Below are 12,663 nucleotides of genomic sequence, written 5' to 3' on the forward strand. Positions count from 1 at the left end.
AGCTAGGAGAGAGTGATGCTACGAGACCATCCAGAACTCGAAAGGGATCGGCACGCGTCACCTTTGACGGCGCTCGAGCCGCACTCGCCGCGTCGGCGGTCAGGTCGCGCTTGAATCCGGCGCTGCTGATCGGGGCCTGACATTGGCGACGAGCCTTGGGTTGACCTGGAACTACATCAGAGCCTATTGGCAACTTGGCACATCATTCCCAACACCGCCCTTGATCACTCAGCCAGCCGCCCAGCGAATTCCGGCGGTTAGCCCGGTTAGCGCATCCTCTTCGCCGGTGGCTTGGGCGCCGACACGCGCCCGGCGTCAACCATTGGCGGGCTGACTGGCGGCGATACCGTTTTCGACGACGAAGTGCTGCGGTGCCGATTCGGCAATGTACCTTATCCCTGCGTGAAGACCGAACGCGTCAGGACCTAGTATCGGCTGCGTACTTGGAGCAGTACCGAGCCGAGCGCAGCACGCCCTGTAGGCGAACGCAAAAAGCACTACACCAAAAGAGAAACCCAAGTATGCGTCCTGCCAAGTTATCTGTGAAATCTGACCTATAGGGTCTCAAGCGATAAAAGCAGCTTCCTGATCTGAGCAAACTGCTCTCCCTCTAGGATGTCGTATTCACCTACGCTGCTGAGCCGATACACATCCCGAGCCTTTTTGACTCGATCAAGGAGGGGTAAAATTTGGCTCGATGCCAGTTCTAAAAAATCGTTGATGTCGGCACGGGTTCGAGGGATCTTGTAGCCCCTAGTGGCGCTGGCAATGATCACATCGGAGTCACGAAGCTTCGCGATGCCGCTGGATCTGATCTTCTGGTCGCCTAGTCCCGGGAAGCCTCTTTCCGCCAAGTGTTTGGCAATATCCTCCGTTGAGACGTACTCATCACTGACGAACTCGCTTCGAAATCTTAGGTAATCCAGGATGCAGAGCTGTAAGCGCTCCTCTTCGTTATGGCGCTTACCGAGCTTGGCGAGAAACTGATCCGCCTGCTTCAGGGCCTGCTGATGTACTCGGTAGTCCGCATACGCAGACTCGCTCATCGGTGGAGGGATGAGGGGCTGATACTTCGGTGGCCACTCCAGCAGCCCTAGCGTTCGACTGCGCAGGATGTTTTTGTATACCTCGAGCACCTCGTTCGAAGCTTTGCCTTCGTAAATGTGGGACAGAGTGCCTGCGAAGAAATCAGCCGCCTGGATCAAGACGTCGCATTTACTGCTTTTGGTCTGAAATGCCGAGTCAGCAAAGAGGTCATTGGAGTATCGCGCCGCTACATAGTCGCGCAGGCTCTCTTGGAACTCCGGCCCGCCGTGCTCGTCAACGGTCATGTGCAAGTCTTGACAGTGGTTGAACAGTCGCTCGTACAAGAGGTTGTTCACGCTCTTGATGAAGGACTGCTTGAATTGATGCCCCCCATCCTTGTACATCCGGCTCTTGTCCACGACCGTGAAGTAGAGCTTAAGAGGTAACTCAGCGAGATCCGCCAGAATCTTCCGACGACGCTCAGAGTCCTTTGCCTTGAGCTTGCTAGACTTGATCTCACCTGTCTGGAAATGCTTCACCCGCAGCCCTTCGGCTAGCTCATAGGCCCGAGGCAGATCGGTTTCAGAAATGATTATCGAGCAAATTACGAAGAAGCCCGAGCTTCCAGCTTTCGACGTATCCAAGTCGTGATTGCCAGATTCGTCAACGAATGCGAACGTCCGTCCCACTCAACTACTCCATCAGTCAAAAAGCGCACGCGCTGCTGCTCGCGTCGTACCGTAGACCCGTACGGCTACAGTCGTGAAGTCGAGCCAGGGGAACCATGGCTTGCAGGTATCCCGACAGGATAGTAGCTTTCTGATATTGGCCGCCAGCTTTTCGGAGCGCAGCGCCATCGTGAGCACTTCTTCCAATTCTGTGTAGGAAACGGTTTTTTGCAGGCTAAGAAAGGCACAATAATGATTCCGAACCCGCTATCTGCAGAGACAGTTTCCCTGATCCACCACGTTGAGCTCAACGAGTCGGGCTGGTGGAAAAAGGCATTGGGCCAAGTGGTCCAAAGCGCGCTTTGGCAACTCAACAAAACTGTTGATATCGGGGAGCTGCAGGCCAAGCTCAAGGAAGATCTCTACTACGAGGTCGCTAATGACAGGCTGCTTGCTCAGCTCGACATCCTGTCCGCTCAGGGCGCAGTGACCACTCTGGCCAAAAAATACAAGTTAACCGAAACGAAGCGGGCTGAGTTGACTGCTGCAAAAGCCGTCGCAGACAAGGAGCAGCAAGCGTGTGAGGACGTCTTCATTGCGAACTGCAAGAAGCATTGTCCGATCCTGGATGCTGAGGCCACGTATGCCGAATTCAGAAGGTGCTTGCAGCGAACCATCCAGGTATCAGGAGCCAACCTTTTTCACCTGCTCGTTGATGGCCAACTCGAACGGGACGTCGACTGGGTAGACCCGTTCTTATCAAAGTACTCGCAAAGCTGCCAGGAAGGGCTGAGGAAAACGCTTGCCGCCTTTTTCTCTCCATCAAACGAAGCCTGCCGGAGTCACGTTCTTCGGCTCATAAGCGCTCACTTTTTCGCAGAGTCGTCTCAATTGAAATCGTCGACGCTTGCCGCCATTGAAGGACAGCGGAAAAAACGTACGATCAAGGTCGTCCTGGACACCAATTTTCTGTTCTCCATCCTTAAGCTACACGACAATCCTGGGGATGATTCGGCCCTTTCGTTGGTGGAGATCACCGAACGCACTGGCAAAAATTTTGAGATTGTCCTCTACGTCCTCCCCAGCACGCTCGACGAAGTGCAGCGAGTACTGACCAGTCAGATTCGCCTGGTTGAGCACATACGGACGTCGCGGGCCATGTCGCGAGCAGCACTGAGCCAACCGCTTCCAAGCATCGCGAAAAAATTCCTCGATGCCGCCACGAAAGCCCCAGGGCTGAGCGCCGAGACTTTTTTTCGCCCTTATGTGGAAGACATAAGGTCGGTGCTTGAAGGCAAAGGCATCAAAATTCTGGATGCGAATCCGGCCATCTATAACTTCAAACAAGACGTTATTGACGACGTATTGACCGAGATGGATCGAGAGGTACTAGAGTTACCTGAAGCCAAACGAAAAGGTTACGAGACACTCCTTCATGATGCTGTGCTTTGGCACGCGGTGAAGGATCGACGTTCGACAAACGATCACTCTCCATTCGACGTAGAGTATTGGGCAGTCACCATCGATTGGCGATTGATTAGCTTCGACCGACAGAAGCGCTCGGCCAAAGGCAGTGGTCTACCGTTGGTGCTCCATCCGAGTAGCCTGATCCAGCTCCTTCAATTCTGGATTCCAAGAAGCGCTGACCTGGATGACGTCCTCGTGGATTCGTTGCGTATGTCACTTTACTTCCAATCATTCGACGCCGAGGACGAGAAGGTCACGGTGAAAATTTTGGAATCGATATCTCGATTCGAAAACGTCGGGGATTTTACGGAAACGACCATCAAGGTGATGCTCACCAACCAGGCGCTACGAGGGCGCTTGAAAAACTCCAGCGCCTCCAACGAGGAAGTATTCGAATACGTCAGAGAAGAGCTGATCTCGCTTCATAACGCTGCTGTTCACGATCTTGGCGTGGTATCGGAAGACCTAAAGGCTGCCGGTGAAAAGCTCGAACAGGAACGGCAGTCCCGATTGGCTGCATTGCGGGATCTAGAAGCTGTCTCTGGTAATTTGAGCGGTGTGAGTGAGGAACTCGCAGCAGAAAGGAGGGATCGACTCGCTGTGCAAACCCAGCTTTCGCAATCGACGCAGGCTGAGAGCCTCGCCACTGCCAAGGTCGAGCGCTTGGAGTACTCGATGAAAATGATTTGGGCTCCATTAGCGCTTTGCCTAATCCTAATCAGCCTAGCGTATTTAATCACGACCAACTATGTGCAGACTTGGATCTCACTGCCCTTCGTTACGTCTATTGGAATTGGCTGCATACCACTGTTAGTTGCTTTGCTGGTCTCGGCGAAAATGGTCGACGCTAAGCCCAATCTGGCTGCATGGCGGCCAGCATCTAGCATGAGCAGAGTCGGCAAAAGGGCTGGAGCGTTGATCGCGCTCACGATAGGCGCAATTTTTTCCGGAGCCGTTTGGGATCTGTGCAAGTATTGGGCCGGGTTCAGTTGAAGCTATGGGGCAGGCGATAATCCAGAGCAAAGCAAGAATGACCGCTCACCACCGGCCGTACATCGTCCAGAACTGAAATCCGCGTCGTAAAGCTCTGGCCATCATTTCTCGCCTCATCCCTCAATCAGGGTCGGCCGGCACTCCACCACCCTGACAAGGCCTCCTATATCGCAGCTATGGGGTGGGCAGCTGCAGATAGCGATAGGCTGCAATCGACCCATTTAAGCCACATCCCGAACAACAACTATGGGACGTAGCTGCGGGCTACAAGCGCCATGGTACGTCAGCAAGCATCTAGGGCTAGCCGCTTTGATTCAACATAAGACCCGTTGAAAGAACTTCTCCAATTCAAGTCTATAGTATTTTGTGAAGTCGCAAAGATACCCACACCTTGACTGGTTAGTTCAGAATTAAATTCGCATGCATAAGAATAGTTACAAGGCCGTAATCTGAATTCGCAGACTTGCACATAAATCGGCTGATATAGCGCCCCATAGACTCTACTCCGCGTGCCGCAAAATTATCAAGGCAGCATTAACGGCCTGCCAGCAGGAACAGAGCGATGCCATGCGCAGCATGGTCCGTTCCGCTCTAGGAACTGAGCGAAGTCAGTAGTCGCCGCAGGGTAGAGACCGGAAATAGCTTTCCTATGAAAGTTAGGCGAGCCCACGGTACGAAATCAGCGAACATTGCTGCCAGATCCTGCCATCCGGTAGCTGGCATGTGTTTGTGCAAGCAGCCATGTAGTAGATGGAGCCTAGAAACGTTAACGGGCAGCAGGTTGTTTGTAGCGCAGGAACGTAAAGAGCTACCAAATGCCCGGTTCATTTTGAATGATCCAGTGATCATCGGAACCGGTGTCATGCTGTACTGAAGCGTGATAATACTCGCTTTCTTCGGATCGCGCCCCAAGACAGCCAAAACGAGCTCTGAACGCTCCTCTCGTTTTACTTGCAATGCTTCCTCCGAGAGCACCGTGCGCTTCAGTCAAATTTGCGGATAGCGGTTAGCTTGGTTCAGCAAAAAGGGACGGGGCTACAGCAGGCTCTTCAAGCCACACCTCATCACGATGCTGTCATGAACTGCCTTGTTGCGAGCATCTCATAGGTCAATCATTCGCTCAGCCAATCATGCGACTTGCCCAGCTGTGGACGAACCTCCAGCAGACAGGTATCTCCGTCCAGAGACTGGACGATATCCTCAATACGAAGAACGAGCTGAGCCAAGCCAACAAAAGCGCGCTGCCTACTATCAAAGGCCGGCTTGAATTCGATCATGTGCACTTCAGAGATCGGCCTGATAGAATCCTCGAGGGATTAATCTCACCATTGAGGCCGGTGAGTTCATCGGAGTAGCTGGCCGCTCCGGCTCGGGGAAGAGCACGCTAACCCAACTGCTGCAGAAGCTTCACATCCCGGAGCGCGGACGCGTAGTGGTCGATGGCATTGATCTGGCACTTGCAGATGTCTCCTCGCTTTGGCGTCAAAACGGTGTGTTCCTTCAGGACAACATACTCTTCAACCGGAGCATTCGTATATACTCGCTAGCGAAAGTACACCATTTAGCCTTGGCGGAGAATATCCCGCTTGACGACCTCCGTGAAGATCTTTACCACGATAGGCATCTCGCGCTGAGAAAATTTGAACTCTTGATTCTCTAAAGCATTAGCTGAGGTGACCAACAGTTGTCTGCTACTCAGTAGCGGCACGTATCGTACTTTCGGAGGGTACTGCTGTTCCTAAGTTGGCACTGGAAGCAACCGGACTCTTAGGCAATCCATGAATGCTATCATTCTGTGGAATAGGGGTATCATCACGCATAGCGGTTCGAAAACCTTTGATGGTTTCTCCGACGTCAGTACCCAACCCTTTCAACTTCTTGGTACCAAATACCAATACAACAACAACAAGGATTACAATCCAATGCTTCCAATCCATGATTCCCATCTTAATTTCCCCTCTTCTTCATAAGTGTGCGTCATCGCCCCCGCGCTGCAAATGAGCACGATAGTTCGGTCCGAGAGCTGGAAAAAACAAGTACCGCTGGGCAACCAGCGGCACCCTCACCAAGGAGTAAATATGGAAAGTACTTTCTTCAATAGCAGCCGGAAGATCAGTAAGACCGCAAACAGTAACCGTCACACATTCCCAATAGGTATCGCATCAATAACCCGCGACCACCCGATCAGCACTGATAGAGTTGGCGTGATCTTTCGGACTGGGCAATCGTCCCCGCCATGCAATGACTCCTAGCCAGATATAAAACACAGGCGTTGCGTACGTGACGCCAGTCAGAGCGAGTCCCGCTAGCTCACCCATATCGAACATCTTGCCGAAGCTCGACACCAACGCGCAGGCGGCATTCACGAACACAACCAGGGCGAAAGCTTTCTTGTGCTGCCACAGGATGATCGACAGACCTAGGTACCAGACGCCAGATAGGAAAAACTCCAGTCGTCCCCACATACCATCTTGTACAACCATGGTCAGGATACGGAAAACTTCCTGGGTGATGAGCACATTTGCAGAATCGGTCGCAGACGCGTGGAGGACAGTCAGAACAGGCCAAGCCACTGACAGAACAGCTGCACCTATTGCGCCGACAATACCGAAAATAGCCCCTGCGATCGTCGCCAATGACAGTAGGTACGGGCGATCTTCTCTAAGCGCGAACCAGAGGTATAGCCCGGAGGGAATACTGAAGAGGTAGAAACCGAACATGTCGCTCAGCATCATCCATTTGAGGTTCGGGGAACCCTCAATCCCAACCTCCAGCTGGCCGACGATGTTACCTGTAGCCTCATATTCGAAGCTTCCCGCTTGCAGTGCTAAGTACACCGTGTTGAAGCACAAAAAGACCGCCACGATATTGAGTATCAGAAGATAGCGATTGCGTGTGAAGTGCGTCATGACTGGATTCATGTCTTTAACCTTTTTTTGTCCAATGACCGCTAATTATTAGAGTTGGCAAGCTTGCAAATAATGGCGCTGCGCGTTTGTGCATCGGCCAGTCCCCCGAAGGGCATTGCGCTACCGGGAACCAGGATCTGCGGCCCCTCTAAAAATGCGTCCAGCTTGGATCCCGTCCATGTGAAATAGCTGTTTGCCATCGCTGGTGAGAAAACGTAACCCGGCAACGAACCCGATCGGCGCCCCAGTACGCCGCGAAGATTCGGTCCAAACTTGCTCGAATCTCCTAGTTTCAACGAATGGCAAACGGCGCACTGAGTCCAAGCCTGGTCGCTCATGACAGGGTCACACTCCTCATGCCCGCCCATTGCGCTTATTGAAACCAGCGCAAGCGTCATTGACGCGAAGCCGTTGCGCATCAGGACTTTGAAGACAGCAACTCTGCAGTCACGCGGCCTGCGCGTAAGCCGGTTTCGATCGCGCCGTCTATGAAGCCGCGCCACCCGTCCGCGACGTCGGAGCCAGCAAATACGATCCGCCCCTCGGTCTTGCGCATATCTGCACCGTATTTACTCCACATCCCTACCTTGTAGTCACACCAGCTACCCTTGGAGTAAGGGTCATTCGTCCAGTCGTAGGCGAAGGTGTCCAAGACTTCAGCGTCTGGCAGGAGCTTCTCTACCTCTTTCAAAACCAGCGCTTTGTTGTTGTAGTCGAAGCCTGGCGTTGGATAGCCCATACAGAACAGTGTCGTGTGATCATCATAGAAATGGTCGGTGTACACCATGTTCACGGGATGCCCTACACCGGCAAGACTCTGGTATGCACCTTTGTTACCCTTTACTTTGATCTTCAGTTTGAAGCCAGCGCCCACATGGCGCTCCTTGCTCGCGGCAACCTTCCCGGGAAGCAGTGCCGGGGACCATTGAATGTCATTCCAGCAGTTCATTGGCATAGCGACGACGCAAGCACTGGCTTTGAAGACTTCACCACTCTCAGTGGTTACCGTCACACCTGACGCTGTCTGCTCAACTTTCCGTACTGGTTTGCTGGTGCGAACATCAGCCTTACTCTCATTGAGCATGCTGTTGATCAGCGAAGAAGTGCCCGATTTGATGTAGTACTGGGTACAGGCACGCAGCAGGCGGCCCATATCGTTGTCAGCGCGGGCATACCAGTGAATCTGGTCCAGCATGCCAGCTGTTTCCAAGCTACCGCTGACTGCCGTGGCAAAGAACGACTCAAGAATCGTATGAGTCGTGATGTCCAGATCGATCTGTTTCAGACGCTGAGCGATGGAGATATCATCGTGTTTCAAGAAGCTGGTATCGAAATTTGGGTCATAGGGTCGAGGAAAAGCATTGATCAGGTCGCCACAAAATACCTTCATGCCTTTATCGAGCATTGCGAACGAATCCGCAGGATCAACATTCTTCAGTTCGTTGTTTATGAGCACGGTGCCATAGGTGGGGTTGGCCCCGGGGGTTTCATCGATTTCTAGGCCATACCTTTTTATCTCGGCCCAGACATGAGGCTGATACCAATGAATCCACTGTCCTCCGACCTCTGACGGTTGACCAAAAATATCGGCCGTCCATGTTCTGCCCCCAAGTCGATTGCGAGCTTCGAGGACAAGACATTTTTTTCCACGAGCACCCAATTCTCGAGCCGTCGTCGCCCCTGCCATGCCCGCGCCGATGACGATCACATCATAAGCATCGGCGGGTAGGCCTGGAGCTGACTTTTCTGACGTTGCTGCGCGCACCAAAGAGGATGCTGCAAGTGTGGAAGCGCCTAAAGCCATGCCTAACAAAGTGCTACGACGGCTCAACTGCATTGACGTCTGCTGTTCTTGATTTTTATCGTCGGTAGACATTATTCCGCTCATCCCAAATTCATTGTACACCAGGCTTCTTTGATGGAGCTGTATGCGATTCAAAAATTGGCGAGTATCGCTTGCACCTTGACTAACTTAGCGCTGCTGTGAGCCACCCCCGCGCAGGACTATTCCACAGCAGAAGTGTCCCAAGAACAATCCAAATACTTAGCAAAATGATCCAAAAAATCGGAACCATTCCAGAATCAGAGGATAGGCATTCAAAAACTCCGCACGAACATTGACCAGACTGAGTACTCAAGCCACAAAAAAGCCCTAACAACTCATATGGTGGAAGGGCTTCATAAGAATAGCGCCATGGAGCATACACAACTTTCCCTCAAACTTCAGATCAAGTGTGCCCGACTGCTATCATTTCTATGCATGGTCGCGCTGGGCATTTCGTTGAAGAGCTTTTTATACTCGCTTGCAAAACGCCCCAAATGATTGAACCCCCATTCTGTGGCGACAGTTGAGATATTGATCCCCCTCCCCCCCTTGAGCAGTTGTTTCCGGACCTCCGACAATCGCAACTTTTTTAGGTACGCCATCGGGGACATTCCCATATGCTTTCGAAAGCCATCAAACAATTTGAAACGCGATACACCTGCGGCTGCCTCTATATCCTCTAGGCGAAGATCTTCACGAGCATTCGCGTGTATAAATTCTTTTGCCCTCAGCAGATAGCTCGGCAGCTTTCCGAGCATGCATTCCTGAATCTCAGCGGTATAGTTATTATTCTGAGCCAGGATAAGACCGCGCACCAATGACGCTTCGATATCTCGAGAAAATAGTGTCTGGTCGAACAAGGCACCACCGCATTCCTGCTCTGATACAAAGTGCGCAGCTAGGCGCCACCATGACGCACTCGCGCCGGACTGACCATCCATTACTGGATCGAAGTTGATCGGAATCTCTACCGGGCGCTGCAAAATTTCCTCAAGTGCTAACCTCATGGTGACCCGCGGTATGAGCACAGATATTTTCTTGCAGTCTCCTGCCATGGAGAGCTCTTGGCTATGAAAGGGGGAAACAATTACCCCAACATTCCGGTTAGACTGAATACGATTTCCGAGATAGACGAGCTCCTGCTCGCCGGCAAACGGTAAGCTCAGGCTGTAGCTATCTAGATGATCTGAACTCTCCACACCAATACGGACATCAGCTCCGTACTCCATCGTACCGAGCGTCGTTGCGTACGAACGGAAGACACGCGCGCAATGACGAAATGAGATCTGGTCTGGGTGACTACTGAAAAGGCTATGAGGGCCACAGACCTGTTCCATCCACGCACGTGCGCCAGCCATGTCATAGCTGTTGATCTGAATATTGTTGTTCACAAAGACATGAGGCCGGGTCATGACTAGGCTCCACTGTTAAAGGAGGTGCGCTCTACGGCGCTCCTAGGAGTAATAGCAAGACACGTGCCATCGCTGAAAGAATGAGAGCAATTGGGAAATCTGGATGAAGAAATCCGACAATTTGGATAGAGCGCCAAAAAAGACTAGATAACCGCAATCCATCCGAACGGGTACGCACCAATACCGGGCTCGGTTTCAGGGAATTCGCACCTTTTGTTACCATGTATTTTTGGGTATCAACCTGTCGATACTGATTTACTCAGTCAATGTTACCCATTAAAAAACCCTGTCTAGTACAGATAATCATTCTCATCTTATATTTAATATATAAATACTTGATACCCTTTCTGTTAGCCCACCTAATTAAATGGACTGAACTCATCTACAAACTGGATAGACCAATCGCCGCCATCCACCTCTAATGTGAAGCCTGGATAGCCGCTTGATTGAGGATCTACCGATGAGCCGTATGCGTGATACAAGCCAATGGCAGGAATATATTGAAAGCTGCTTAGACTTCCGAAGCGAAGAAGGCATTTACCGTATTGCACGAGATATGTTCACTGAGCCAGAGCTCTTCGATCTCGAAATGGAACTTATTTTCGAAAAGAACTGGATATATGCTTGTCACGAAAGTGAAATTGCCAACAAACACGACTTCGTCACCATGCGTGCTGGCAGGCAGCCTCTAATCATTACTCGTGACGGCGAAAATAATTTAAACGCGCTTGTAAATGCTTGCCAGCATCGAGGCACAACTCTCACTCGAGTCGGCAAAGGCAACCAGTCTACGTTTACCTGCCCGTTTCACGCCTGGTGCTATAAAAGCGATGGCCGTCTGGTCAAAGTAAAAGCGCCTACTGAATACGGCGAAGACTTTGACAAGGCAACTCGCGGGCTTAAAAAAGCACGTATCGAGAGCTATAAGGGTTTTGTTTTCGTCAGCCTTGACGTTCAAGGTACTGACACTTTGGAAGATTACCTGGGCGACGCCAAAGTGTTTTTTGACATGATGGTCGCGCAGTCTCCAACCGGTGAGCTTGAAGTGCTCCCGGGCAAGTCAGCTTATACCTACGACGGCAACTGGAAGCTGCAGAACGAGAATGGCCTTGATGGCTATCACGTCAGTACCGTTCACTACAACTACGTTTCGACCGTGCAGCATCGGCAGCAGGTCAATGCCTCCAAGGGCCTAGATTCAGGCGACACGCTGGATTACAGCAAGCTGGGTGCAGGTGATAAAGAAACCGACGACGGCTGGTTTGCATTTAACAACGGTCATAGCGTGCTGTTCAGCGATATGCCAAACCCAGAAGTGCGTCCAGGTTACGCCACTATCATGCCGCGGCTGGTCGAAGAGTACGGGCAGGACAAAGCGGAATGGATGATGCACCGCCTGCGAAACCTGAACGTGTATCCGAGTATGTTCTTCCTCGACCAGATCAGCTCCCAATTGCGAATTATCCGTCCCATAGCGTGGGATAAAACTGAGATCAACAGCTTCTGCCTTGGCGTGAAAGGTGAGTCTGATGCAGACCGAGAAAACCGTATCCGCCAGTTTGAGGACTTCTTCAACGTATCCGGGATGGGCACACCTGACGACCTGGTCGAGTTCCGTGAAGCACAACGGGGTTTCCAGGCACGTCTGGAACGATGGAGTGACATTTCACGTGGTCGCGACAAGTGGACAACGGGCCCTACCCGCAATACCGAAACCATCGGGATCTCCCCAGCGATGATCGGCGCGGAATTTACCCATGAAGGTCTGTACGTAAATCAGCACGGCAACTGGCAGAAGTTTCTGCTCAACGGACTCGCTCGTAAGGCAGCCAACGCCCAAGCATTGAAACTCAAAGAGGTATAAGCCATGAGCGCCGAACTCCAATACCAAATCGAGCAATTCCTCTATAAGAAAGCAGAGTTGTGTGACGCCCAAGATTGGGACGCTTACCTCGCGTTGTTCAGCGACGACAGCGTCTTGCATCTTCCTCAATGGGACTCGGAACACGTTTACACCACCGATCCAAAGAAGGGTATGTCCTTGATCTATTACCCCAACCGAGGCGGCCTTGAAGACCGGGTTTTCCGTATCCGTACTGGCAAAGCCGCTTCAGCGACACCGATGCCGCGCACGCTTCACCAGATCAGCAACGTGCGTATCCAGCCAATGGAAGGTGGCTATTTAGAAGCTCGAGTCAATTGGCAGACCCTGTATTACCGCCAAGCGACAGCAGAGCATTTCTTTGGGCGGGCCACCTACACATTGCGGCCCAACGGCGAAGGCTGGCTGATCTCCAAGAAGCACACCGTGCTCCTGAACGACACCATTAACTCCGTGTTGGATTTTTACCACATTTAAGCCG

At 52.0% G+C, this 12,663-nt stretch carries 8 protein-coding genes and 1 pseudogene; 4 read left to right on the forward strand and 5 right to left on the reverse strand.

Annotated elements, in window-relative coordinates; genetic code table 11:
* Positions 1 to 554 precede the first annotated feature (554 nt).
* Complete coding sequence (locus G7016_RS22730; protein ID WP_181117984.1) at positions 555 to 1,715, reverse strand: DUF3800 domain-containing protein; 1,161 nt, start codon at positions 1,713 to 1,715, stop codon at positions 555 to 557.
* A gap of 231 nt (positions 1,716 to 1,946) precedes the next feature.
* On the opposite strand from G7016_RS22730, the gene G7016_RS22735 reads away from it, so the two are divergent.
* Both G7016_RS22735 and G7016_RS22740 read left to right on the forward strand, forming a co-directional pair.
* Positions 1,947 to 4,154, forward strand: coding sequence for a hypothetical protein (locus G7016_RS22735; protein ID WP_181117985.1), 2,208 nt, complete (start codon positions 1,947 to 1,949; stop codon positions 4,152 to 4,154).
* Positions 4,155 to 5,269: 1,115 nt separating this feature from the next.
* A pseudogene (locus G7016_RS22740) lies at positions 5,270 to 5,688 on the forward strand (ATP-binding cassette domain-containing protein); the annotation flags it as partial.
* A 157-nt stretch (positions 5,689 to 5,845) separates the two neighbouring features.
* Here G7016_RS22740 and tatA read toward each other — a convergent pair.
* The 4 genes from tatA to G7016_RS22760 all read right to left on the reverse strand — a co-directional run bounded on the left by tatA (position 5,846) and on the right by G7016_RS22760 (position 10,300).
* Complete coding sequence (gene tatA / locus G7016_RS25705; RefSeq protein WP_181117986.1) at positions 5,846 to 6,100, reverse strand: twin-arginine translocase TatA/TatE family subunit; 255 nt, start codon at positions 6,098 to 6,100, stop codon at positions 5,846 to 5,848.
* Between the two features lie 216 nt (positions 6,101 to 6,316).
* Positions 6,317 to 7,075, reverse strand: a complete 759-nt coding sequence (locus tag G7016_RS22750; protein ID WP_258195307.1) for a hypothetical protein — start codon at positions 7,073 to 7,075, stop codon at positions 6,317 to 6,319.
* 406 nt (positions 7,076 to 7,481) lie between these two features.
* Complete coding sequence (locus tag G7016_RS22755; RefSeq protein ID WP_258195308.1) at positions 7,482 to 8,939, reverse strand: flavin monoamine oxidase family protein; 1,458 nt, start codon at positions 8,937 to 8,939, stop codon at positions 7,482 to 7,484.
* 347 nt (positions 8,940 to 9,286) lie between these two features.
* Positions 9,287 to 10,300, reverse strand: coding sequence for an AraC family transcriptional regulator (locus G7016_RS22760; protein ID WP_181117987.1), 1,014 nt, complete (start codon positions 10,298 to 10,300; stop codon positions 9,287 to 9,289).
* Between the two features lie 460 nt (positions 10,301 to 10,760).
* Between G7016_RS22760 and antA the strand changes: the two genes are divergently transcribed.
* The gene (gene antA, locus G7016_RS22765; RefSeq protein ID WP_181117988.1) at positions 10,761 to 12,164 is read left to right on the forward strand and encodes an anthranilate 1,2-dioxygenase large subunit; all 1,404 of its coding nucleotides are present in this window, start codon (positions 10,761 to 10,763) and stop codon (positions 12,162 to 12,164) included.
* A gap of 3 nt (positions 12,165 to 12,167) precedes the next feature.
* Positions 12,168 to 12,659 (forward strand): anthranilate 1,2-dioxygenase small subunit, encoded by a 492-nt coding sequence (gene antB, locus G7016_RS22770; RefSeq protein ID WP_181117989.1) that lies wholly within the window; start codon positions 12,168 to 12,170, stop codon positions 12,657 to 12,659.
* Positions 12,660 to 12,663: the final 4 nt, after the last annotated feature.

Origin of the sequence: Pseudomonas japonica, from assembly GCF_013522925.1 — a bacterium.
GTDB lineage: Bacteria > Pseudomonadota > Gammaproteobacteria > Pseudomonadales > Pseudomonadaceae > Aquipseudomonas > Aquipseudomonas japonica_A.

What these genes read in the sequence shown, in the direction of transcription:
- G7016_RS22750 (WP_258195307.1), bottom strand. Translation starts at nt 7,075, where the DNA reads ATGAATCCAGTCATGACGCACTTCACACGCAATCGCTATCTTCTGATA.
- antB (WP_181117989.1), top strand. Translation starts at nt 12,168, where the DNA reads ATGAGCGCCGAACTCCAATACCAAATCGAGCAATTCCTCTATAAGAAA.
- G7016_RS22735 (WP_181117985.1), top strand. Translation starts at nt 1,947, where the DNA reads ATGATTCCGAACCCGCTATCTGCAGAGACAGTTTCCCTGATCCACCAC.
- G7016_RS22760 (WP_181117987.1), bottom strand. Translation starts at nt 10,300, where the DNA reads ATGACCCGGCCTCATGTCTTTGTGAACAACAATATTCAGATCAACAGC.
- antA (WP_181117988.1), top strand. Translation starts at nt 10,761, where the DNA reads ATGAGCCGTATGCGTGATACAAGCCAATGGCAGGAATATATTGAAAGC.
- tatA (WP_181117986.1), bottom strand. Translation starts at nt 6,100, where the DNA reads ATGGGAATCATGGATTGGAAGCATTGGATTGTAATCCTTGTTGTTGTT.
- G7016_RS22755 (WP_258195308.1), bottom strand. Translation starts at nt 8,939, where the DNA reads ATGTCTACCGACGATAAAAATCAAGAACAGCAGACGTCAATGCAGTTG.